The sequence below is a fragment of the Psychrobacter okhotskensis genome (genome assembly GCF_013248965.1).
In the GTDB taxonomy this organism is placed as follows: Bacteria; Pseudomonadota; Gammaproteobacteria; order Pseudomonadales; family Moraxellaceae; genus Psychrobacter; species Psychrobacter okhotskensis.
In genome coordinates this window covers 31653-55349 of the sequence record NZ_JABRVQ010000010.1, presented here as the reverse complement: position 1 = coordinate 55349, position 23697 = coordinate 31653, and the positions used below count along the sequence as shown (strand labels likewise).

General features: G+C 41.3%; 20 protein-coding genes. 12 read left to right on the top strand and 8 right to left on the bottom strand.

The features are described from left to right. Positions 1 to 94: 94 nt before the first annotated feature. The 4 genes from HQR03_RS06790 to sohB all read right to left on the bottom strand — a co-directional run bounded on the left by HQR03_RS06790 (position 95) and on the right by sohB (position 4883). The gene (locus HQR03_RS06790) at positions 95 to 859 is read right to left on the bottom strand and encodes a histidine phosphatase family protein (RefSeq protein ID WP_101211950.1); all 765 of its coding nucleotides are present in this window, start codon (positions 857 to 859) and stop codon (positions 95 to 97) included. Between the two features lie 48 nt (positions 860 to 907). Further along, entirely contained in the window at positions 908 to 2152 is a 1245-nt protein-coding gene (locus HQR03_RS06785; RefSeq protein WP_173239638.1) for a phosphotransferase family protein, read from the bottom strand. A 241-nt stretch (positions 2153 to 2393) separates the two neighbouring features. Continuing rightward, a complete protein-coding gene (locus HQR03_RS06780; RefSeq protein WP_227526716.1) occupies positions 2394 to 3644 on the bottom strand; it encodes an acyl-CoA dehydrogenase family protein in 1251 nt (416 codons plus the stop codon). A gap of 258 nt (positions 3645 to 3902) precedes the next feature. Further along, positions 3903 to 4883, bottom strand: coding sequence for a protease SohB (gene sohB, locus HQR03_RS06775; protein ID WP_173239637.1), 981 nt, complete (start codon positions 4881 to 4883; stop codon positions 3903 to 3905). Positions 4884 to 5257: 374 nt separating this feature from the next. Here sohB and aspS point away from each other — a divergent pair, with 374 nt between their 5' ends. The 12 genes from aspS (at position 5258) to rffA (ending at position 17641) form a co-directional block, all read left to right on the top strand. After that, entirely contained in the window at positions 5258 to 7084 is a 1827-nt protein-coding gene (gene aspS / locus HQR03_RS06770; RefSeq protein WP_173239666.1) for an aspartate--tRNA ligase, read from the top strand. Positions 7085 to 7151: 67 nt separating this feature from the next. Beyond that, positions 7152 to 8165, top strand: coding sequence for a lysophospholipid acyltransferase family protein (locus HQR03_RS06765; protein ID WP_173239636.1), 1014 nt, complete (start codon positions 7152 to 7154; stop codon positions 8163 to 8165). Positions 8166 to 8298: 133 nt separating this feature from the next. After that, positions 8299 to 9102, top strand: coding sequence for a glycosyltransferase (locus HQR03_RS06760; RefSeq protein ID WP_173239635.1), 804 nt, complete (start codon positions 8299 to 8301; stop codon positions 9100 to 9102). 88 nt (positions 9103 to 9190) lie between these two features. Continuing rightward, the gene (locus HQR03_RS06755) at positions 9191 to 10360 is read left to right on the top strand and encodes a nucleotide sugar dehydrogenase (RefSeq protein WP_173239634.1); all 1170 of its coding nucleotides are present in this window, start codon (positions 9191 to 9193) and stop codon (positions 10358 to 10360) included. Positions 10361 to 10459: 99 nt separating this feature from the next. Then, a complete protein-coding gene (locus tag HQR03_RS06750; RefSeq protein WP_173239633.1) occupies positions 10460 to 11308 on the top strand; it encodes a hypothetical protein in 849 nt (282 codons plus the stop codon). Positions 11309 to 11341: 33 nt separating this feature from the next. Next, entirely contained in the window at positions 11342 to 12100 is a 759-nt protein-coding gene (locus tag HQR03_RS06745; protein WP_173239632.1) for a hypothetical protein, read from the top strand. Positions 12101 to 12188: 88 nt separating this feature from the next. Then, complete coding sequence (locus HQR03_RS06740) at positions 12189 to 12884, top strand: putative nucleotide-diphospho-sugar transferase (RefSeq protein ID WP_173239631.1); 696 nt, start codon at positions 12189 to 12191, stop codon at positions 12882 to 12884. A 95-nt stretch (positions 12885 to 12979) separates the two neighbouring features. Further along, complete coding sequence (rfbB, locus tag HQR03_RS06735; protein ID WP_173239630.1) at positions 12980 to 14038, top strand: dTDP-glucose 4,6-dehydratase; 1059 nt, start codon at positions 12980 to 12982, stop codon at positions 14036 to 14038. Next, positions 14038 to 14910, top strand: a complete 873-nt coding sequence (gene rfbA, locus HQR03_RS06730) for a glucose-1-phosphate thymidylyltransferase RfbA (protein ID WP_173239629.1) — start codon at positions 14038 to 14040, stop codon at positions 14908 to 14910. Before rfbB ends, rfbA begins: the two co-directional genes overlap by 1 nt. Further along, positions 14910 to 15947: a TDP-N-acetylfucosamine:lipid II N-acetylfucosaminyltransferase family protein gene (locus HQR03_RS06725; protein WP_173239628.1), complete on the top strand. Its 1038-nt coding sequence runs from the start codon at positions 14910 to 14912 to the stop codon at positions 15945 to 15947. Before rfbA ends, HQR03_RS06725 begins: the two co-directional genes overlap by 1 nt. A gap of 1 nt (position 15948) precedes the next feature. After that, positions 15949 to 16524, top strand: coding sequence for an acyltransferase (locus HQR03_RS06720; protein ID WP_173239627.1), 576 nt, complete (start codon positions 15949 to 15951; stop codon positions 16522 to 16524). After that, complete coding sequence (gene rffA / locus HQR03_RS06715) at positions 16511 to 17641, top strand: dTDP-4-amino-4,6-dideoxygalactose transaminase (RefSeq protein WP_173239626.1); 1131 nt, start codon at positions 16511 to 16513, stop codon at positions 17639 to 17641. Before HQR03_RS06720 ends, rffA begins: the two co-directional genes overlap by 14 nt. A gap of 87 nt (positions 17642 to 17728) precedes the next feature. Here rffA and HQR03_RS06710 read toward each other — a convergent pair whose 3' ends face one another. The 4 genes from HQR03_RS06710 to glnE form a co-directional block, all read right to left on the bottom strand. Further along, positions 17729 to 18589 (bottom strand): glycosyltransferase, encoded by an 861-nt coding sequence (locus tag HQR03_RS06710; protein WP_173239625.1) that lies wholly within the window; start codon positions 18587 to 18589, stop codon positions 17729 to 17731. Positions 18590 to 18642: 53 nt separating this feature from the next. Then, positions 18643 to 19479 (bottom strand): glycosyl transferase, encoded by an 837-nt coding sequence (locus HQR03_RS06705; RefSeq protein ID WP_173239624.1) that lies wholly within the window; start codon positions 19477 to 19479, stop codon positions 18643 to 18645. Between the two features lie 106 nt (positions 19480 to 19585). Further along, positions 19586 to 20515, bottom strand: coding sequence for a branched-chain amino acid transaminase (locus HQR03_RS06700; RefSeq protein WP_173239623.1), 930 nt, complete (start codon positions 20513 to 20515; stop codon positions 19586 to 19588). Between the two features lie 292 nt (positions 20516 to 20807). Continuing rightward, positions 20808 to 23654 carry a bifunctional [glutamate--ammonia ligase]-adenylyl-L-tyrosine phosphorylase/[glutamate--ammonia-ligase] adenylyltransferase gene (glnE, locus tag HQR03_RS06695; protein ID WP_173239622.1) on the bottom strand — a complete coding sequence of 949 codons (2847 nt, stop codon included), beginning with the start codon at positions 23652 to 23654 and terminating at the stop codon, positions 20808 to 20810. Positions 23655 to 23697 lie beyond the last annotated feature (43 nt).

Below are 23697 nucleotides of genomic sequence, written 5' to 3'. Positions count from 1 at the left end.
GCTTACATTTATATTCTAACAGCTGATGAGTAATCACTGAGTCATGGTTATGTATTTAGGCCAGTGTGTATGACTAAAAGAATAGTCTGGTCACCTATCGCCACGTCACGAAGCGTTTACCGTCGGCAAATAGATGACTATATTCATTGAGAGACATCAGGCGTGTGCTTTGATCTTTTAGCGTAAGAGAGGTTACCCCGGTATTGACCAAGCTTTTATTAAGCTGATACGCAGTCTGGCTACCTTGCTGCAACAGTTGTGCGGTGATAGCAGCGATCACACCGCCAGAGGTGAAGACCAGTACCGTACTGTGGCGATCTAAGTTTAAACTGGTGACTTGCGTGCGGATTTGCTCAAGCGCTTGTTGAGTACGGCTATTGAATTGTGACCAGCTCTCAAGATAGTCATGATCATTATCACCCGCATGCCAGCGCTGCATCGCCAGATCGAACAGCTCAGCTAAGCGCCGCGCTGGAACCTCTGCCTTGGCAATCTCAATAGCAATTGCCGATCTACTGGCAAAAGTAGGATCTGATTTAACCAACACGTCTTTGTGATTAAACTCATCAAACTGCGGAATGATGTAGCTGTCAGGCTCATTTATATCGAGTGCCGCTAAGAGAGGCGCATTATCATTACCATTATGGTTAATAGAGGTCTGGTAACTCTCCCAAAAGTGCCGCGCCGAGTCTTTTTGCCGTTCTAAACTGCCACTAAAAATAGCGTCAATGCGGCGCTGCGTCGTTGCATAGTGCTGGCCGAGCATCTGCGCTTGCATACTCCCTAATTCTGAGAGCTTATCATAATTCTTTTGCCCAAACGATGCTTGACCATGACGTGCCAGAAGGATGGTTGTCATAAATAATCCCTTGTTATTATATTCACTAAACGGCTGCTTTTAAGACAATTATTCGTCAGAAGCATCAGTACTCTTGGCAAAATAGCCTTTTGGCAAAATACCTTTGACCACCTTTTGTACAGGGCTCGGTAGCTGCTCAATCGTCGTAGCGTCGACCCCCATCTCTTTTAGGTGTGGCTGTACATGAGTGTTAAACAGTGCCTCACCTTCATACTGAGCAATCAGCTTAAGACATTTGGCGTGGAGAACGTGGACGATAAGCCAAAAATTCTTAAAGGCGGGATTACTTGTTTGCTTATGGTAGTAACGATAGTAAATTTGCTGCACGATACCCGCTAAGCGAAACAAGCCAAACACTTCATAAAAGGTCCAGTTGTCTACCGCTAACCCTGTCTGCTTCAAGTAATAGGCAACCACTTCGTCACGCGTCATCATGCCCTTTAAATGGGTGGGCTGACGGCGTGACTGTTGCATGACGATATTGTCATCTTCTTCAATCCAATACGCCAAGGCACTACCCAAATCCATTAAAGGATCACCAAGGGTCGCCATCTCCCAATCAAGCACACCAATGACTTTGGTCGGATCATCAGCTGCCAAAATGACATTATCAAAACGCCAGTCATTATGGATGATGCAGGTTTTGCTATCAGCAGGCGTATGCTTACCAAGCCACTGCCGTACTAGTGCAAAGCTTGGTACGTTGGGCGTTTTTGCTTTGACGTAGCGTTTATCCCAGCCGCTAACTTGGCGCTCACAATAGCCGTCACCGCGACCTAGCGTGACCAAATCTGGATGCTCTTTATAATCTACTTGATGCAATTCGACCAACGCATCGATGACATTGGTACACAATGCACGCGTTTGCTCAGGATCTAAATCGATGCCTTTTGGCAAATTGGCACGAGGAATGATGCCTTCCATGCGCTCCATGACATAAAAATCGGCACCGATCACAGCTTCATCGGTACATAACGCCACCATCTTTGGCACATAAGGATAGGCGTCTTTTAAGGCTTTTTGCACGGTATATTCGCGCACCATATCATGCGCTGACTTGGCCTTGGTGCCTTTTGGCGGACGACGTAGAATTAAATCTTGACCATCACCATCACCGCCGTATTGTAGTCGATACGTCCAGTTTGATGCGCCACCTGAGAACTGAGTGACTGTAGGCTCGCCTACCACGTCGACGCCTTGACCGCGAAGCCATTCACTGACTGCTTTGGCATCAAGCTCTTCACCTTCGCGTACGGCACCGCCTTTGTCTAGTACTTTATTATCAGTTGCCATGAGACATTCCTTATCATGTGGTCATTTATTTTTATAACAGATATGCGAGCCAGTTCTCAATTCAATTTATCTCATTCTTCTCGCTATTTTTGAAATGAGGACTCGCTCTAGTGATGAAAAATTCACTACTAAGTTGTTAATAGTGAATTCTTAATTAGCATTTTGATTGGCTTATTCTTGATAGTTGCGTGAGCAAATCAAAACTAACTCACACAACCGTTTGTTAAGATCAAACTTAAGACTAAGCTTTGTCAGATTTAGCAGAACGACTAAAGCCCTGACGTTTTAACTCTAATTTAGCAATCATGGTTTTATGTACTTCATCTGGACCATCTGCCAAACGTAGTACACGTGCTTGCGCGTAGAAATTCGGTAGCAAGGTATCTTGACACACGCCCATACCACCATGAATCTGAATCGCCATATCGACGACTTCTTGTAGCACAGTTGGCGCCACTACTTTAATAGCAGAGATTTCCGTCAATGCGGCTTTGGTACCCTGAGCATCCATTTTTTGGGCGGCGTACAATGTGAGCAAGCGTGCTTGGTCGATTTTGATACGGGCTTCGCTGATACGCTCAAAGTTACCACCCAATTGTAGTAATGGCTTACCAAAGGCAGTACGTGACATACCACGCTTGACCGCTAACTCAAGAGATTTTTCGGCAGCACCGATACAGCGCATGCAATGATGAATACGGCCTGGCCCTAGACGACCCTGTGCAATCTCAAAACCTTTACCAGGTCCACCAATAAAGTGGCTGACTGGCACACGCACATTCTCGAAGCTAATCTCACCATGGCCGTGCGGTGCATCATAATCACCAAACACTTTAAGCATACGTTTGATGTTCACACCTGGTGTGTTGACTGGCACAAGCACCATCGAATGCTGATGATGACGGTCTGCACTTTCATCCGCGGTATATGCCATCACAATCAAGACATCAACTGCTGGATCGCCAAGACCAGATGACCACCACTTGCTACCATTGATGACAATCTCATCACCATCTACTACGGCGGTTGCTTGCATATTGGTTGCATCACTTGACGCCACGTCAGGCTCAGTCATACAGAATACAGAGCGTGTCTTACCTTCTAGGATTGGGGTAAGCCACTTGTCTTGCTGCTCTTGAGTACCGTAGCGCCATAACAGCTCCATGTTACCGCTATCAGGTGCATTACAGTTAAACACATGAGGTGCTAGCAAACTACGACCAGTCAACTCTGCAATAGGCGCATAATCAGTGACTGACAGTCCTGCACCTAGTGTGTCATCTGGCAGGAATAAATTCCATAAGCCTTCTTCACGTGCTTGTTTGCGCAGGTTTTCGTAGGCTTCTGGCCATTCCCAGTTTTCCCAATTACCATCAGGGTTTTTCTTATGACAATCTTCCCAGAATTGGGCTTCGATAGGCTCAATATTCGTTTCGATAAACGCTTTGACTTTGGCATGCATGGCTTGACCATGTTCTGTTGCGGTAAACATTAAATTGTCGTTAGACATAAATGACTTCCTTTTCTTTATTGATTGTCTAAATCAAATGTTGATAAAAAGCTCTACTAGAGCTTTAGTGTACGCACGTATACTGTTTTCCGTGTGCTACATTTATAACACAGCAATTGTCAATAAACAGCAAAAAGGCGCGACCAGCTAGGCCACGCCTTTTACAAAATATAAACAATGTATCCAAAAACTTCTGAGCGCTGAAATACCATTATTTAACTATCATAATGATAACTAACATTATTTCAGAATATTTAGGCGGCTGTTCAAATCAAAACGTGCAAGTGCATCAGGTAATTTATCTACAGCCATGCTCAGTGTCGCTTCTGCTGCTTGAGCCAATCCTAGCTTTTCTGCTAACGTCGGCTTCTGACGTGAATAAAGTGCGTACACTTCGTTGTCTTCCATACGCTCTAAAATATAGCTGTCTGAAGTTTGTAGACTGTCAATTAAGTTAAGCTTTAACGCATCTTCGCCATACCAATGCTCACCCGTAGCTACTTTGGCAACATCGAGTTCTGGACGATACGTGTTAACGAAATGCTTAAATAGCTCATGCGTCTGCTCTAGCTCTTCTTGGTATTTGGCACGGTCTTCGGCATCATTTTCACCAAATACAGTCACCGTACGCTTGTAGTCACCAGCGGTAAACATCTCATAATCAACGTCATGGTTTTTTAGCCATTTATGAAAATTTGGCAATTGTGACACCACACCGATTGAACCAATGATAGCGAATGGTGCGGCTATTACCTTGTCTGCAACGCAGGCCATCATATAACCACCGCTCGCCGCCACCTTATCAACACAGACAGTCAATTTTAAGCCAGCATCCTTTAGGCGAACCAATTGCGCTGCGGCCAAACCATAACCGTGTACCAAACCGCCGCCTGATTCAAGACGGACGATAACTTCGTCACCTTTATTTGCGGTACTAATTAAAGTACTGATTTCTTCACGCAAATGTTTGACCGCAGTTGCTTTGATATCACCGTCAAAATCGAGCACAAAAACTTGTGCCTTATCATCGGTATTTTTTTTCTTATTTTTAGTTTTTGCTTTCAATGCTTGCTTGGCTTTTTTGGCCATGACTTTTTTGAACTGTTTGAGGGCAGCTTTGCCTTGGGTGGCTTCCATCAAATCTTCACGGCGCTGCTTTTGAGCATCATTCAAATGGCGTATTTTAAGCTCAACAGGGTTTTTAGGGGGATGAAATAGCATGGTTACAAATCCTCAAGTCAGTAAATATATTGATATGGCTGTTTTTATTAACGTGCGGTTGATATGTGCACACTAAGCGGCGTTTTCAAGCATGATGACAATATTTAACCCAATATAAATATCACTGAATAAATACCTCAGATACTTGCAGACTCCCGTTCTTTGATTGAACTCAGCCGGTTGTATAACAAAGGCAGATTAGGCATAATATGCGTTTATATCAAATTTTCTGCAGCCAACGTGATGACCATATGTCTTAATCGCGTTGTTTGTGTGTTTTTTTTGCAAATAGCTTGAAACGCACAACAATGGCTGCATTATTGTACTTCGAATTGGGCTGATAACTGGATAACCATATTATGACGCAAAGCACTATGACGCATAGCGAATACCGAGACGAGTATTGCGGAGCCGTAACCGAGAGCTTGCTTGAGCAAACCATTAGTATCGTAGGCTGGGTACATCGTCGTCGCGATCACGGTGGCGTAATTTTCTTAGACATGCGTGACCGCGCAGGTATCTTACAGGTCGTGGTCGACCCTGATACCCCAGAAGCTTTCGCAGCAGCTGATGCTGTACGTCCTGAATACGTGCTAAAGATAACTGGCCGTGTACGTCGCCGTTATGAAGGTACTGAAAATAATAATATGACCAGTGGCCAGATTGAGCTATTGGGCAAAGAAATTGAAGTACTGGCTAAGTCTGAAACGCCGCCATTCCCATTGAATGACGAAAAAACGACTGTATCTGAAGACCTGCGTCTAAAGTATCGTTATCTTGATATGCGTCGTCCGCAAATGCAAGAGCGTATGGTGTTCCGTGCCAAGGCAACGTCAGCGATTCGTCGTTATTTAGATGACCATGGTTTCTTGGATGTTGAGACGCCTATCTTGACTCGTGCAACGCCTGAAGGTGCGCGTGATTATCTTGTACCATCACGTACTCGTCCAGGTAACTTCTTTGCCCTGCCGCAGTCACCACAGCTATTTAAGCAATTATTGATGGTGTCAGGTTTTGACCGTTATTATCAAATTGCTAAATGCTTCCGTGATGAAGATTTACGTGCCGATCGTCAACCTGAATTTACTCAGGTTGATATTGAGACTTCTTTCTTAAATGAGGAAGAAATCATGAACATCAACGAAGGTCTTATCAAGCATTTGTTTAAGACAATGATGGACGTTGAGTTCAAGCAGTTCCCACGTATGACTTACGCAGAAGCCATGCGTGACTATGCATCAGACAAGCCTGACTTACGTATTCCTCTAAAGTTGGTTGACGTTGCAGATTTGATGAAAGACGTTGACTTCAAAGTATTTGCTGGCCCTGCAAACGATCCTAAAGGTCGTGTGGCTGCCCTACGTATCCCTGGTGGCGCATCATTAAGCCGTAAGCAGATCGATGCTTATACCAAGTTTGTTGGTATCTATGGCGCACGCGGTTTGGCTTATATCAAGGTCAATGACGCTAGCAGCATCAACAACGGTGTGGATAAAGAGTCAGGCCTACAGTCTCCAATTATCAAAAACATGACTGATGACGTACTTGTGAGCTTGATCGAGCGTACTGCTGCTGAAGATGGCGACATTATCTTCTTTGGTGCGGATAAAGCCAGTGTCGTGAATGATGCAATTGGTGCATTACGCCAAAAAATCGGTCTAGATCTTGAAATGACGACTTGTGAATGGGCCCCACTTTGGGTGACTGACTTCCCAATGTTTGAAGAGACTGACGATGGTCGTTGGACGTCAATGCATCATCCGTTCACTAAGCCTAAAGGCTCAGTTGAAGAATTGAAAAACAACCCAGAGTCTGCCCTTTCTATTGCTTATGACATGGTATTGAACGGTACTGAGATTGGTGGTGGTAGCTTACGTATCAATACTTACGATATGCAGCAAGCTGTACTTGAAGCTTTGGGTATTGGTGAGCAAGAAGCTGAAGACAAATTCGGTTTCTTACTTGATGCTTTAAAATTCGGTGCGCCACCGCATGGCGGTCTAGCATTTGGTTTGGATCGTTTGATTATGTTGATGGTAGGCGCAAGCTCTATCCGTGACGTTATCGCCTTCCCAAAAACCAAAACAGCTGATTGCCCATTGACTCAAGCTCCTGCTGGCGTTGATAGCAAACAACTACGTGAGCTTGGTATCCGTGTGCGCGAAAAAGCACAAGCTGATACCAGCAAGCCTGCTGAATAAATCGTTTGATGATGCGCGGTTGCTGTCTACAGTGCTTGTTACGTGATTCATTACCATGTGAGTGGTCATGAATCCGTATCATATTTTCAAAGTCGTGCCATTGTCTGTACTGCAGATGCTGGCACGTTTTGCCGCTTGGGTTATCATTAAGATACCCAGTTTAAGTATCATGCGTACCATTCAGATCAATATGGCGCTGATTACTCATACACTGTCTGAGCAGCAAAAGCGCGCATTGACCAAAGACATTATTTATCATCAATGTCTGACCAGTATTGAATCTATAAAAAGCTGGGCGATGCCACCTGAGTGGAGTATCGCTCAGATTCGTGATGTCCATAATAAAGACATTTTTTTAGAGGGTCTTGCCAATCCAAATGGCATGCTTGCTATCGTACCGCATCTCGGCACTTGGGAGATGATGAATGCTTGGCTCAACCAGTTTGGTGCGCCAACCATTATGTATAAGCCAGTTGACGGCAAATTCGCTAACGAGTTTATCCTTCAGGGTCGAGCGCGACTCAATGCCACTTTGGTACCTACTGATGGGAGCGGCGTCAAAGCCGTGTTTAAGACGCTCAAGCAAGGTGGTTTTAGTATTGTACTGCCCGACCACGTTCCAGAGCCATCAGGCGGCGTTGTCGTTCCGTTCTTTGGTATCAAAACATTGACCAGTACCCTTGCATCCAAATTGGCAAGCAAAACCAAATGTGCGCTGGTTGGCTTATCTTGTATTCGCCGTACCGATGGACGCGGTTTTGATATCTACTGCTACAAACTCGATGATCCAGCCTTGTATGACCGCAATGCTGAAGTGGCGACTCATGCTCTCAATCAGGCCATGGAGCGTATGATTACAGACAATTACAGTCATTATATGTGGGGCTATCGACGTTTTAAGCGTATACCAAACTTAGGCAATCCTTACCGAAAAGATAAAGAGACTTTAGCAGCCTTTATCCAATCTCACCATTCTAACGTTTCTAGTCGTTCTGCTAGCGATATCAACGATAGCATTAAAAATGACAACGTTAAAAGCGACAATGTTAAAAATAATAACACTAAGCTCGACAATCATTAGTCATCACTAACCTAACGTTGCACTATTTAGACGTACCATCAGTCACAGCTATGTTAATATTGGCTGAACTCTATATTTTTTTATTTTTATTAGTCCTTCATTTATCTGACTATTATCTCAATACGAGTGCATTATGACATCTGACGTAACTAAGACCTCATCTATAGGCCCTAAGCAAACCAGTACAAATGCTGCTGAACAGCGTTATATCATCTGTATGAAATGGGGTGACAAGTATGGTCCTGAATATGTCAATCGCTTATACAATATGGTCAGCAGACATTTGACTTTAGACTTTCAAATGCTCTGTCTCACCGATGACAGCACTGGTATTGACCCTGCCGTTCAATGCTATCCTATTCCTGAGCTTAATCTACCAGCTGGGCTACCTGAACGCGGCTGGAAAAAGCTTACTACCTTTAAAACTGAATTATATGGTCTAAAAGGTATCGCACTATTTTTAGATATTGATATTGTTATCGTCGATAATATAGATGGTTTTTTCACTTATGAAGCCAAGCATGATGATAGTGTCGTCATTATCCGTGACTGGAAAAAGCCATGGCGCATGGTGGGTAACAGCTCAGTGTACCGATTTAAAATTGGTCAAAACACCTACCCCAATTTGCTAAATAACTTTGAGCAAAACTTTGCTAAAATCAGCTCAGAAGTACGCCATGAACAGGCTTATCTATCAAACTATTTACGTGAACATCACCATTTAGAATACTGGAATAAGGAATGGTGCGTCAGCTTTAAATATCAGTGTATTGCACCCCTTCCTTTTAATTTGATACGAGCACCAAAACTTCCTGACGGCGCAAAAATCGTCATCTTCCACGGGGAGATTAATCCACCAGATGCGATAGCTGGAGACGGTGGTAAATGGTATCGTCATGTCAAGCCAAGCCCTTGGTTGAAGGAGCATTGGCAATGAGTTTAAATAAGAAACTATGCCAATAGATGCTGCAGGTTAAGTCATAACTTCTTGAAAACAATCAACCACCTATAACATTGGACTCTTCATGAATATCACCGTAGTAGGTACAGGTTATGTCGGATTATCTAACGCTATGTTGCTTGCACAACATAACGAGGTCATAGCTGTTGATATTGTTCCTGAAAGAGCTGACCTGCTTAACCTCAAGCAATCACCTCTTGAAGATAAAGATATTGAAGACTTCTTAGCCAATAAAAGCATTAACTTTAATGCAACTTTAGAGGCAAAAGTAGCATATAAACATGCTGATATCATAATTATTGCTACTCCAACCGATTATGACCCTGAGACAAATTTTTTTAACACCAAAAGTGTTGAATCAGTTATCGATGAGGTGCTCGCAGTCAATAAAAATGCATTAATCGTTATTAAATCTACGGTTCCTGTTGGATTCACCGAAAATCTAAAAGATCGTCTATCTACAAAAAACATTATATTTTCACCTGAATTTTTGAGAGAGGGTCAAGCTCTACATGATAACCTCTACCCTTCTCGAATTATTATCGGTGGTCAGCTAGAAAAAGCTAAGCAATTTGCTACGCTATTGCTTGAGGGTGCTATTAAAAAAGATGTTCCTATTCTTTATACTGAATCAACTGAGGCGGAAGCTATTAAGCTGTTTTCAAATACCTATCTCGCAATGCGTGTGGCTTACTTTAACGAACTCGATACTTATGCTCAAACTTACGGACTTGATACCAGACAAATTATTGAAGGTGTAGGGCTAGACCCACGTATTGGTAGTCATTACAACAACCCCTCATTTGGTTATGGTGGCTACTGCCTACCAAAAGATACCAAGCAGTTATTGGCCAATTACGATGAAGTTCCAAGCAATCTAATTAAAGCTATTGTTGACTCTAATAAGACTCGTAAAGACTTTATAGCCAATACTATAATTTCTAAAAACCCTAAGATCGTCGGTGTACATAGATTGACAATGAAAAGTGGCTCAGATAATTTTAGAGCTTCATCTATTCAAGGTGTGATGAAGCGAATCAAGGCCAAGGGAATTGAGGTAGTTGTATATGAGCCCGCTTTACAAGAAGATCTATTTTACAACTCAAGAGTCATTCGGGATCTAGAAGAATTTAAGTCTATCAGTGATATCATTGTCGCTAACCGTAGGGCAGATGAGCTAAATGACGTGGCTGATAAAGTATTTACCAGAGATTTATTTGGTAACGATCAATAGTTTTATTAAAAAGTAGACTGGAACTATAATTATACTTAATGCTTTTATATATACTAAACAATATATTTGATTGCCAAACTGTGAATAAAAGTCTATCTTATGAAACCTCCAAAGTATGTTGAAATTAAAGCCTTTAATAATTCATATTCTATTGTCAGATTTACACAGAAAAACGATTTAGTTAGCTATAAGGATTTGTCTGTCAATATAATAGCCTCTGGCCCTTCAATAAGTAATATGAATTATGACAAGGACTTTCTAGATAGCCCTACTATTTTTGTTAATGGCAGTATTACTCTACTCGAAAATTTTAACTTTGCTAAAATAATTGGCTATGTGATTAGTGATGATAGATTCATTAAACATAATCCCAAAATCATAGAGAATATATATTCTGGTCAACCCTTGTTCATTACTAAGCCAGTTCTATATTCGCTTGCAGAGAGCTTACCTGAACTCATAGAAAAATATCACGATTTTATTAATATAATCTACCCTGTAGATAGACCGTTACTTGTTAATAATAAAACTAGCCTTTTAAAGTCTCTTCCTATACTGGACAAAGTAGCTAAGAAAAAACTTTCTTTGAATAAGTTTAAAGACCATCAAGACTTTGTAATCGACTCTACAAGCTACCCTAAACCTATTGGCGTTTCTTTAAATATAGAAAATGGCTTTGTTGAAGCTGGCACGGTAGCTTTTGTCGCTGCCCAATTGGCTTATACTTTGGGAGCCAAACACATTAACTTATACGGCATTGACTTAATTAATAGCAGCCAACCTAGATTTTATGAAAGTAAAGATGAGGTTGCCCCTTGTAAACTTGATAAGGCCATCACCGATCGTATCGTACCCTCATTTGACTTGATGGGTAAAGTGTATAATCAGCATGGGGTTAAAGTTACTAATAAGTCTCCTGTATCTAAGGGTTTATTTAGAAACATATAGAACTTTAAAATAAACAAGAGGAGTGATGACTCAATGAAAGAGTTGTCTGGATGGAAAAGAAAAGCAGTTCTACTATTTGCTAGTGAAAAAAAGTTGGGTGCCAGCGAAGCTCTATCGAGTTACTCTAATAAATTCTATGCAGATATGAAAGCCAAAATCCTAACAGAAAACGAAGTTGAATTGGTAGAAGATGCTCACAAACCGCGTTTAAAAAATCTATCTGATCATCTTAATAAGGTCAAGGCAGAGTTTATTAATCAGCCAGAAATCTGTTTTTATCATGCCACATTAATTATTCTTTTACGCCGTGGATACAAACTGCAAGAAACTTTTAAAGAGTTTGAAAGGTTATGGGAGGCTGAGTCTGATTTTTTATTGAACAGTCTATCTTTACGCTGGATAGTATCTGCATGCGATACTTTTGTCGACCATTCAACGGATCCTCTACGCTCTGCGATTTTGCTCAATGTGACTACACTGGTAAATACACTTAAAGTATATGAAACGCAAACATACTTGTGCGGATTGAAAGACATAAAGACCACCCATGAGGAAAATATAAATGCTCTATATGCCGAGCATTTGACCTTATATAATGGGTTAACGTACTTCCGTATAGGTAAAGACGATACGCTTAGAAATATGCGAGAACGTTATGAGGGTTTTAAAAAGTTAGACCCGTTAGCAGCAAAAATTTTATTATTTGTATTTGATAAAGTTCAGGCCTTAGGCACCGCCTTTTCTTTAGTAAAAAGTTTACATAAAGATGAAAAATCACAATGGTGGGTATAAAAAACCTAGTAGAGAAACTCTGCCACCTTATTCATCTAATAGTTTATCAAATAACCATTCAATTTGTTTTTAACTTATCGAGAATTTTATGAGCGAATTAGTTCAAACCGACTCTATTACTAATGTTAGCGATAATCAAAGCTTCATTGTCTGCTGCTTTTATACTGCAAGCTATCAAGAGCATGCTATGCGTTTAAAGTCCTCTCTAGATGAGTTTAATATTAGCTACTACTTTAGTGAAGTTGAGGATGCGGGCTATTGGGAAGCTAACACATGTCTTAAACCACATTTTGTACTAGAGTGTTTAGACAAGTTCACAAACAAGGATATCTTGTATTTAGATGCAGATGCTATTGTTAAAAAACCGATTGACTACTTTAATGACATAACTGCAGATGTTGCATTTTATAAAACCAAAGGTATGCCAGGTATGTCGCACGACTACCTAGCTAGTACTATGTTCTTTAGAAACACTAAGCTAACCAAAGCGTTAGTAAAGCAATGGATCGCTGAGCAAGTAGATGGCAAAGAAACTCAGGTTGATCAAGACAGCCTTGATGAAGCAATGATTAAATTTGAAAATAAAATTTCAGTTGAGCCTTTACCTGCTGGCTACATCAAAATCTTTGATAAGGACTATGAGGGTGAGATATATATCGAGCAATATCAAGCCAGCCGCGGGCAAACTAAATTAAGACGTCAGAAAATTCGTCGTCGTAATAGAATAGCGGGTGTCGTTCTTATCGCTACCATTGGTATTGCCCTATATTCTGTGATTAATTAGATTCTTGATAAGAAGCTTCTTTGCTTAGTCTTGCAAATTCTTGCACAGCAACTGATTACGTAACTTCATATCAACTAAATTTTAAAAGATATTATATGCATATTCTCATTACAGGCGGAGCAGGCTTTATCGGGTCCGCTCTTATACGCTACTTAATCAAGAATACTGACCATCAGATTTTAAATATTGATAAATTAACCTATGCAGGAAACTTAGAATCACTGGTCGAAGTTGAAAGCAATCCCAACTATACTTTTCAAAAAATAGATATATGTGATGCGGCAGCTATCGAGCAGTCCTTTAGTGAATTCCAGCCTGATCTAATCATGCATCTTGCTGCTGAGTCACATGTTGATCGCTCAATTGATGGCCCTTCTGAATTTATAAACACTAATATCGTTGGTACATATACGCTTCTAGAAGCTAGTCGGAAGTACTGGCAAAGCTTAGACCAGCATAAGAAATCTCAATTTAGATTTCATCACATATCTACTGATGAAGTGTATGGGGATTTAGAAGGTACTACTGATTTATTTACTGAGTTGACTCCTTACGCTCCAAGCTCTCCCTACTCTGCCTCAAAAGCCAGTTCAGATCACTTGGTTCGTGTTTGGTATCGAACCTATGGTCTGCCTATTGTTATCACTAACTGCTCTAACAACTATGGCCCTTACCACTTTCCAGAAAAACTGATACCTCTAGTTATCTTGAACGCATTAGATGGAAAAGCACTCCCTATCTATGGTAAAGGTAACCAAATACGTGACTGGCTTTATGTTGAAGATCATGCAAAAGCACTTTATAAAGTTGTGACTGAAGGAGCTATTGGCGAAACTTATAATATTGGTGGCCACAATGAAATGCAGAATATTGAAGTCGTAAAAACGATTTGCCACATCTTAGATGAGTTAAAGCCTCAATCGAACAATCAATCTTATGAAGAATTAATTACTTTTGTTGAAGATCGTCCTGGGCATGATTTACGTTATGCTATTGATGCCTCCAAGATTAAGAATGATTTGGGTTGGACTCCAGTAGAAAGCTTTGAAAGTGGTATTCGTAAAACAGTTGAGTGGTATTTAAACAATTTAGATTGGTGTCGCCGTGTTCAAGATGGCAGCTATCAACGCGAAAGACTGGGAGTAAAAACTTAATGGCTACTAAAGGAATTATCTTAGCAGGTGGTTCAGGCACTCGACTCTATCCAATCACTCAAGGTGTCTCAAAACAGCTTTTGCCAATCTATGATAAACCGATGATCTATTATCCACTATCTGTCTTAATGCTAGCAGGCATTCGAGAGATACTGGTTATCAGTACACCCGAGGATATCGATGGGTTTAAGCGCTTGTTAGGAGACGGTAGCCAGTTAGGCATTGAAATTACATACAAAGTGCAGCCGAGCCCAGATGGGTTAGCACAAGCATTTATTATTGGTGAAGATTTTATCGGCGACAGTAACGTGTGTTTAGTACTGGGAGATAATATTTTTTATGGACCCGGTCTAACTCCCTTATTACGAAATGCGGTGAGTCAGAAGTCTGGGGCTACTGTATTTGGCTACCAGGTGAAAGATCCTGAACGTTTTGGAGTGGTCGAGTTTGATGACAATAAAAGAGCAATTTCAATAGAAGAAAAGCCTACCAACCCTAAGTCGAACTTCGCAGTGACTGGCCTATACTTTTATGACAATGATGTTATAGAGTTTGCTAAACAGGTAAAACCCTCAGATAGAGGTGAGCTTGAAATCACCACTATTAATCAAATGTATATGCGGCGTGGAGATCTAAAGGTTGAACTGCTAAGACGTGGCTTTGCTTGGTTAGACACAGGCACTCATGAAAGTTTAATTGAGGCTGGGATGTTCGTGCAAACCATTGAAAAGCGTCAAGGGTTCAAGATTGCTTGCTTAGAAGAAATTGCTTATCACAATGGCTGGCTAAAAAAAGAAGATTTAGAAAGAATTGGCAAGGCACTTAGCAAAAACAGCTATGGTCAATATTTATTAGACCTGGTGACACAATAATGAGTCATAAGATATTACATATAGGCTCAGCTGAAAAGTTTATGCCAAGTTTCATAGAGCTGGTAAAAGAGAACTTCGATTTTAATTGCCATGAGTTCTATTTGTCTAAAGGTATGGCTGAAAAAGACTTACCTCAATCAGATAACATATACTTACTTCCTAACAAAAAAAGACTGTCTAAGTTAAAGCATTATTCTCAGATTTTAATAAAGATGCATCAAGCCGACAAAGTAATACTGCATAGTCTGGTTGATATTAGCATCGTGAAACTACTGTTTTTATCTCCATGGCTACTAAAAAAGTGTTACTGGGTAATTTGGGGAAACGACTTATACACTTATAAATTTGACAAGCGCAATCGCAGATGGCGTGTCAGAGAAATATATAGACGACCTGTCATTAAGAAAATGGGCTATCTCGTTACCTATATGCAAGGTGATATCAATTTAGCTAGGGAGTGGTATGGCGCTCAGGGCGAGTATAAAGAGTGCTTAATGTATACCAGTAATATCTATAAATCAGTTGAAATTAAAAAGTCAGCCAATAGCCAGGTTAGCATTCAACTGGGAAACTCCGCTAATAGTACAAACAATCATATAGAGATAATTGAAAAACTAGCCCGATTTGAAGACAATAATTTTCGAGTATACACACCACTCTCCTATAGCGACCAAAATCATGCCAAAAAAGTTATTAAAATAGGAAATGAGTTGCTCGGCGATAAGTTTTATCCAATGACAGACTTCATGCCATTTGATGATTACCTAAAGTTTCAAGGTTCTGTCGATATTGGGATTTTTAATAACAGTAGACAGCAGGCATTAGGTAATATCATTACTTTACTAGGCCTGGGAAAAACAGTATATATGCGTGATGATACCAGCCAATGGAGATTATTTAAGGACAAAGGCTTAAAAATCTACAATATTCAAGATTTCAATAATATAAACTACCGTCACCATGAAAACAATGTTTTATTAGTTAAACAGTATTTTTCCAAAGAGACTTTAATTCAACAACTTACGGAACTTTTCTAAGATGGCTTATTTAAACTCTGAGCAATTAAGAGAGATGGGATTTAAGTCTCTTGGTAAAAATGTAAAAATTAGCGATAAAGCTAGTATTTATAATGCCGATCAAATTGAAATCGGTGATAACTCAAGAATTGATGACTTTTGTATCATATCTGGACATATCCAAATTGGTTCATACTGCCATATCACCCCTATGTGCTTACTAGCAGGTGGCATAAAAGGAATTCAACTTGAGGACTTTTGTACGCTTGCATATGGTGTTAAAGTTTTTTCACAGTCTGACGACTATAGCGGAGAGACAATGGTAAACTCTCTCATTCCAAAAAAATATAAGAATGAGAAAATGGAGAAGGTAACTCTTAAACGTCAAGTAATTGTGGGTGCTGGTAGTATTATTATGCCTGGTGTCACTATTGCTGAAGGCTGCTCAATTGGTGCTATGACGCTGGTTAATAAAAGCACAGAAGCATGGGGTATATACGTAGGAAACCCTGCTAGAAGAGTTAAAGATAGAAAGCAGGACTTACTACTATTAGAAAAGACATTTTTAGAAGAAGAAAGTATTAATGATTCCATTTAATAAACCCCCATATACTGGTAATGAAGACCAGTACGTTTTACAAGCCATGCGCAGTGAGAAAATGTCTGGTGATGGGGACTTTACTAAGCGCTGTCACTCTTGGTTTGAAAAAGAGCTTTCCTGTAAAAAAGCGCTGCTGACGCCGTCTTGTACTGCAGCATTAGAAATGGCTGCTCTTTTAATAGATATCCAGCCAGGTGATGAAGTGATTATGCCTAGCTACACCTTTGTTAGCACGGCAAATGCTTTTGTCTTACGTGGAGCGAAAGTGGTTTTTGTTGATGTCCGTCCTGATACGATGAATATCGATGAATCTAAAATAGAATCAGCCATCACTTCTAGAACCAAGGCTATTGTTCCTGTTCACTATGCAGGTGTTGCTTGTGAGATGGACACTATTATGGAACTAGCAAACCGCCATAATATCTATGTTATAGAAGATGCTGCCCAAGGCATGATGAGTACTTATAAAGGTCAGGCTTTAGGAACTATTGGACATATAGGCACTTATAGTTTTCATGAGACTAAGAACTATACAAGCGGTGGCGAAGGTGGCTTATTAATTATTAATGATGATCAGTTTAAAGAAAGAGCCGAGATAATTAGAGAAAAAGGCACCAACCGAAGTCAGTTTTTTAGAGGTATGGTAGATAAGTACTCGTGGGTTGATATTGGCAGTAGTTATCTGCCCAGTGATATTCAAGCCGCCTATCTTTGGGGACAGCTTGAAAAAGCTGATGAGATAAACAGTGCGCGTCTAGACTCTTGGTCGTATTACTACGATAACCTTAAAACACTTCAGTTAAAAGGTAAAATTGAACTAGCTACTATACCAAGCGGCTGTCAACATAATGCTCATATGTTTTATATTAAAGTATGTGACATGCAGACGCGCTCTGACTTAATAAGTCATTTAAAGGACTGCGGCATACTTGCTGTCTTTCACTACATACCTTTGCATACGTCAGTAGCTGGAGAAAAAAGTGGTAGGCTGCATGGAGAAGATACTTATACAACCAGTCACAGTGAAAGACTACTTAGATTACCAATTTATTATGGTATGACTCGTAATGAGCAGAAAAACGTTATACAAGCGATTCTTGATTTCTACTCTTAAATAACTATCTTTTTTTGCACTAATCTGAAATTAAAAACCCGCTCTATTTATTAAAAAAGCGGGTTTTTATATAGAATTATTTATACTCTATCTCTTAAAAATCTTTGATAACAACCCACTCTTCAATGGACGCGTTATCTTATTACCCTTATAACGCTTATGTGACTTCTTAGGTATTACACCAAACGGCTCTACACGATAGTTTTCTAAACTATAACCTGCATCTATAGCTTCTTGATAATAGGCATCAAATAAGTCGCTAAGTTCTTGTCTTGGATGAGGCATGATTTTTCCGTCAAACCAATGCTTCGCTCCCTCTTTTTCTAACCGTGGTATCGAATATTTGTGACTGAACTGCGTACCCATATCAGAATAATGAAGGATTTTTATATCTTTAATCTCTAAATCCTCACCATCGATACAGTTATAACTATCTATATAAGGAGTGATTAGCTCTGGATGCTCTTTAAACTGTTTCATCAGCTTGTTATGCCCTTCTGGATCAGCTTTTAACTGACTGACAGGCGTTAAAACCTTCTGAGATTTTTGGCAATCCCATACGCAAGTACAAAGACGGGCAATGGCATCCTTTGTTTTAGCCGCGACTACACCCTCACCTTGGATAGGGTGATTCCACAGTTCTTTTAAGTCGCTAAGCACAACCATATCGGCATCCATATAGATTGCACGGCCTTTAAAATCACAATACTCAGGGATTGCCCAGCGGAACCCCGAAAAAGGCGTTGCCCATTTTCGAGTATCCCATCCCTCGCCCTTTTCTGGGTTCGAATACCAAAAGCTGTCAGGATCACGAGAAAGCTGCATCCATACGATTTCAACCGCCATACTCGTGTGCTTTTTTATACTGTGATCTAGCACCATCATCTGCTCTAGATCACTATTGTTAGGATCGCAGCCAACAAACACTTTTACAATTTCATTACTCATAGGTTCTCCTGCCATATGTGGATGTTGTACAGTTTATCAGTACCAATAATTTTTTATTCTTTCCAGTTCTCTTTAACCCAACCTACTGGCAATATAAAGTGACGTAAATGACGTATTGGATGCTTAAGGTTTTTAGAGTCTTTTAGCTGTCTTAAATGGTCAGCAGCATTATCAGCAGATTTAGAGGTATATTGTCCATTGATAGCATTTGTCGGATACAAACCACCTGGGAAAATAACTATTCTGGCACCTTTAGGGATTTTAGGTGGGATAAAATAGTTTAGAGGGAAAGGTTGGCGACATTTACGTCTAAAATGAGCGACCCACTTTTTTGGAAATATCTTTACACCCCCCGGCACATTACGAGTCACAAAGCGTTGTTCAAAACGATATTTATCAGCAATACCTTGCGGATCTGCCTTAAATTTCTCTTGTAAAGAAACCATTGAACCCACTTGAAATCTAAAGCATGAGGTCTGTCCAAGTTTCTCTAAAGGATTACTTGGATTGTATGACAAGATAACGTCATCTGGCACACCATACTCAAAGAATGGATCAAGACTATCGACTATCACCACATCCAAATCTAAGAACAAAACAACACCTGTGACATCACCTAGCTTCTCACCCCACAAACGAGACTTGGGCCACTTGCCTAACGTATTAGTGGGCATAGTCACATCTAATAGCGGTAATTCCTGACATTCAATTTCAGGTCTGACATCGGTAGGGTCATCTGTAAAGCAGATAAAACGAAACGGTGGCGTAATATTTCGAGAAACCATGCCGTATAGCTTATTGGCATAATGAGCACCGTATTTTGTACCCCATTTAATACAAATAATTTGTTTGAGGTTTTTATTATCGGCTGTACTAGAATCTATTGGCATTGACTGCTCACTTTGATCGTATGAATAAATATGATGGCTATATTAGCACAAAAAAAAGACTGAACAATTATGTTCAGCCTTTTTGGTCTTTAAAGTAACTTTATTATCAGTCGATAAAACTTAACCAATCCATATACTGCTCATTACGGCCATGTACTACGTCAAAGTACAAGGTTTGCAATTTCTCAGTCAACGGACCACGGCCACCATTGCCGATAGTACGATCATCGTATTCACGAATTGGTGTGACCTCAGCTGCCGTACCAGTCATAAAGATTTCATCTGCTAAGTAGAACTCATCACGAGTGATACGGCGTTCAACGACTTTGATACCTAAGTCTTCAGCAAACTGAATAATAGTACGACGGGTGATACCATCTAGCGCGCCGCCACCTAAGTCCGGCGTATGCAGCACACCGTTTTTGACTAAGAATAAGTTCTCGCCAGCACCTTGGCAAACATAACCTTGCGGATCCATCAAGATGGCTTCGTCATAGCCGTTACGCGTGACTTCTTGATTGGCCATAATAGACACAGGATAGTTACTAGATGCTTTTGCTTTGCACATGGTCACATTGGTCATGTGATGCGTAAATGATGAGGTTTTTACACGAATACCATTTTTGATACCGTCTTCACCTAGGTATGCACCCCAATGCCATGCTGCGACCATCGCATTAACACTATTATCACGCGATGACAGACCCAGTTTTTCAGCACCAAACCAAATCAGCGGACGGATATAAGCTTCTGCTAAGTTATTTTGTTTGACCACATCTTTTTGTGCTTGTTCAAGTGCCGCTGCATCAAAAGGCACACTCATTTGAAAAATCTTTGCAGACCCTAACAAACGCTCAGTGTGTTCTTTTAGGCGAAAAATCGCCGTGCGGTTGTCAGCAGTCTGGTAAGCACGCACACCTTCAAATACTGCCATGCCATAATGTAGGCTATGCGTCAGTACATGGATTTTGGCATCTGGCTGTTCGATCATCGTGCCATTCATCCAAAGCTTGCCTTCTTGTGTTGCCATATTCATTTTATAGTCCTTATGCTAGCGCTGACGTCTAACTTTTTAAGTAGTTTTTGTTTAACAGTAATTATCAACATCATATGATAACACCACCGCATTCATTTTTATTGTTAAAAATATATCTTCGTTACTATCAATATCTAATACCATGTGTGGGCGATTATATCACTGGCTATATTAGTAAATAAAATCTTTTAGTTGTCCCCTAGTAGGTCATTATTTGTATAACCAATCCTATATAAAGCTGACCGATTGTCGGTCGCGCTAAAACATTATTATCTTCGAGGTTTTATGAATGCTATTCTGAGTCAACACCCATGAGATGCTGCCACTGGTCTTGTACCAGCGTGCGTGTCTCTTTCCATAGTGATTCGTCCACCAATAGTGACTGCTCTGACAATGCCAACTGATGGGTAGCCGCACGAATTCTGAGATAGGCATCGGTTAAATCTTGACAGACTTGCTCCTCCCAAATACCAAGCAGCGCCACTTCTTCAAAAATACGGACGTTGTCACTCCATTTGGTCAAGCTTCGATGCTCATGCGAATAAGCCAATACTGCAAATTGCGCCAAAAATTCAATGTCAATTATCCCACCGGCGTCTTGCTTGAGATGAAACTTACCTGCTTGCTGTTGCCATTGACTGGTCCCTAGATGTTTTTGCATCTTGATACGCATACTGGTGACCTCAGTACGTACCTGCTCTATGGTACGCGGTAGTGCCAATACATCTCGGCGGATATCACAAAAGCGTGCTGTTACGCGTCTGTCACCGCAAATCGCCCGTGCCCGTACCAATGCCTGATGCTCCCACGACCATGCCTTATCCATCTGATAGGTTTCAAAGGCATGACAAGATACCACCATCATGCCAGCATTCCCCGAAGGACGTAGACGCATGTCAATCTCATAAGCGCGACCATCTCGAGTTTGGGTGTTGAGATAGTTCATCAGCTTTTGTACCAAGCGCGCCGCAAACTTCATACCACTGACGGACTTTTCACCTGTGGTCATGCCCTGCTCTTTTATCTTATGTAAAAACACCAAATCTAAGTCTGATGAATATGACAATTCTAGCCCGCCAAGTTTGCCATAACCAATGATAGCAAAGCCGCAGTCCGCTTCGGTTACAGGATCGCCATCTTGTCCAATGGGATAGCCATAGCGTTTGACAATCTCTGCAAATGCTCGCTCTAGCGCCGCTTCCAACACCACTGCTGCTATATAAGTTAGAGAGTCTGACACCTTCATAATCGGACGTTCAGCCAATACGTCGCTGGCGGCGACAGCCAATACTTGGTTCTTTTTGAACAGTCGCAATACACTAAGCAGCTCTTCTTCGTCATTGGGCTCTACCCGCAATAACTGTTGTCGCAAAATATCACGCAGCTCGAGCTTGTCCGGCAGATGACGATAGCGCTGCTGTAAAAACGTATCTAGTAGCACAGGATAATGTGCCAATTCCTTGGCAATCCAAGGACTGGCGGATAACATCGGAATCAGCTCAATGGTGGCATTAGGGTTTTCGGCAATCATGACCAAATAGATAGAACGGCGGCAAATCGCTTCTAGCAAGGCAATCAGGCGTGGCAAGGCGGTATTGGCCAGCTGCTGCTGCTCTTGATGCGCCAGTAACGCATGGACAATCACAGGATACGCATCATCCAGGCGCTCTCTGGCTTCATCACTCAAGTTGGCGACCATCTTTGATTGCCAAAACTCTTGCAACTGCGCGCGGTTCTCTTCTGTCAATACTTGATCCAAACTGGCAATTTGTTCTTCAAGATGAGCTGGTTCGAGCTCGGTATCTTCTTTAGCGGGAACCTGACGTTCGGTCACCATGCGCTCAAAGGGCACATTGACATTGTTTCGATGACTGTTCAGTGTGTTGAGCAATGCCTGCCAATCTTCAAACCCAAGGGTAATGGCGAGATTGTGCTGCCAATAGTGGTCATGGGGTAAGCGCTGGGTCTGCTGATCATTGATGGCCTGAATGCCATGCTCAAGTCGACGCAAAAAGCGATAGGCCGCTTGCAGCTGCTCATAAGTTGACATCTCTAAATATTTGAGCTCATATAACGCCTGCATGGCTTGTAAACACGACTTAACCTGTAGCTGTGGATGCCGACCGCCATAAATCAATTGGAAAGCCTGTATGATAAACTCAATGTCTCGAATACCGCCTGCGCCCAGCTTAATATTATCCAAATCTTCACGCTGCGCCACTTGGTTCTGAATCAAAGACTTCATTTCTCTGAGCGCTGAAAAAGCACTGTAATCGACATAATAGCGAAAGACAAAAGGCCTAATGAGCGCTTGTATTCGGTCATAAAATGGCGACTCTATTTGTCCCACTACACGCGCCTTTAACCATGCAAAACGCTCCCATGCGCGCCCATGCAAGGAAAAATACTTTTGCAAGGCGGATAGATGAATAGCCAGATCGCTGCCATCACCCCACGGCCGCAAGCGCATATCGACACGAAACACAAAACCATCAGCGGTATTGTTATCCAATAGCTTGATAATCCCTTGACCAAGCCGGGTCATAAAACGCTTGTTATCGATGCTGCGAGTGCCTTTTGCTTTGTCACCATCGGTAGCGCCGCGGGCTTGATGAACAAAGATAAGATCGATATCACTCGATAAGTTCAGCTCGTGAGCACCAAGCTTACCCATCGCCATAATCGCCATGTCATCAGTTTGAACGTTGCCTTGCTCATTGATGAAGGTTGGCTTGCCATAGCGGGTCACCAGCTCCTGATAGGTATATTCCTTGGCGAACGAAATACAACCATCAGCAAACTCAGACAGCTCATCGGTCAATTGCTCGAGGGCAATCATACCGAGGGCATCTTGCCAAATCCAGCGCATCATCAGCAGCATGCGTAAGTGTCGTAGGCCACTCATGACCTTGGCTTCATTAGCCAGTTGGTAGTTTTCATCCAAGGTATAATCTTGTATCAGATCATCAATTTGCTGACGTGTTAAGGTATGATCAAGTGGATAACTGCGTAAAAATGTCTGACAGGAGGCGGTTCGGCTCTGCCAAATCTGATAAGCAAACTCACTCGCCGTCTGCAATACTTGGATTTGCGCCGATGTCGGTTGATAGTCGGTATTATTGGATGTGACAGATAGCATATAAATAACAACTCCTTGCAGCATAGACCACTAAGACTACGTG

Excerpts from the sequence above, each read along its gene's own strand:
- HQR03_RS06750 (WP_173239633.1), top strand. The coding sequence starts at position 10,460 with ATGAAACCTCCAAAGTATGTTGAAATTAAAGCCTTTAATAATTCATAT.
- sohB (WP_173239637.1), bottom strand. The coding sequence starts at position 4,883 with ATGCTATTTCATCCCCCTAAAAACCCTGTTGAGCTTAAAATACGCCAT.
- HQR03_RS06740 (WP_173239631.1), top strand. The coding sequence starts at position 12,189 with ATGAGCGAATTAGTTCAAACCGACTCTATTACTAATGTTAGCGATAAT.
- HQR03_RS06700 (WP_173239623.1), bottom strand. The coding sequence starts at position 20,515 with ATGAATATGGCAACACAAGAAGGCAAGCTTTGGATGAATGGCACGATG.
- HQR03_RS06790 (WP_101211950.1), bottom strand. The coding sequence starts at position 859 with ATGACAACCATCCTTCTGGCACGTCATGGTCAAGCATCGTTTGGGCAA.
- HQR03_RS06760 (WP_173239635.1), top strand. The coding sequence starts at position 8,299 with ATGACATCTGACGTAACTAAGACCTCATCTATAGGCCCTAAGCAAACC.
- rffA (WP_173239626.1), top strand. The coding sequence starts at position 16,511 with ATGATTCCATTTAATAAACCCCCATATACTGGTAATGAAGACCAGTAC.
- HQR03_RS06780 (WP_227526716.1), bottom strand. The coding sequence starts at position 3,644 with ATGTTTACCGCAACAGAACATGGTCAAGCCATGCATGCCAAAGTCAAA.
- HQR03_RS06745 (WP_173239632.1), top strand. The coding sequence starts at position 11,342 with ATGAAAGAGTTGTCTGGATGGAAAAGAAAAGCAGTTCTACTATTTGCT.
- aspS (WP_173239666.1), top strand. The coding sequence starts at position 5,258 with ATGACGCATAGCGAATACCGAGACGAGTATTGCGGAGCCGTAACCGAG.
- HQR03_RS06765 (WP_173239636.1), top strand. The coding sequence starts at position 7,152 with ATGAATCCGTATCATATTTTCAAAGTCGTGCCATTGTCTGTACTGCAG.
- HQR03_RS06710 (WP_173239625.1), bottom strand. The coding sequence starts at position 18,589 with ATGAGTAATGAAATTGTAAAAGTGTTTGTTGGCTGCGATCCTAACAAT.
- rfbA (WP_173239629.1), top strand. The coding sequence starts at position 14,038 with ATGGCTACTAAAGGAATTATCTTAGCAGGTGGTTCAGGCACTCGACTC.
- HQR03_RS06725 (WP_173239628.1), top strand. The coding sequence starts at position 14,910 with ATGAGTCATAAGATATTACATATAGGCTCAGCTGAAAAGTTTATGCCA.
- HQR03_RS06755 (WP_173239634.1), top strand. The coding sequence starts at position 9,191 with ATGAATATCACCGTAGTAGGTACAGGTTATGTCGGATTATCTAACGCT.
- HQR03_RS06785 (WP_173239638.1), bottom strand. The coding sequence starts at position 2,152 with ATGGCAACTGATAATAAAGTACTAGACAAAGGCGGTGCCGTACGCGAA.
- HQR03_RS06720 (WP_173239627.1), top strand. The coding sequence starts at position 15,949 with ATGGCTTATTTAAACTCTGAGCAATTAAGAGAGATGGGATTTAAGTCT.
- rfbB (WP_173239630.1), top strand. The coding sequence starts at position 12,980 with ATGCATATTCTCATTACAGGCGGAGCAGGCTTTATCGGGTCCGCTCTT.
- glnE (WP_173239622.1), bottom strand. The coding sequence starts at position 23,654 with ATGCTATCTGTCACATCCAATAATACCGACTATCAACCGACATCGGCG.
- HQR03_RS06705 (WP_173239624.1), bottom strand. The coding sequence starts at position 19,479 with ATGCCAATAGATTCTAGTACAGCCGATAATAAAAACCTCAAACAAATT.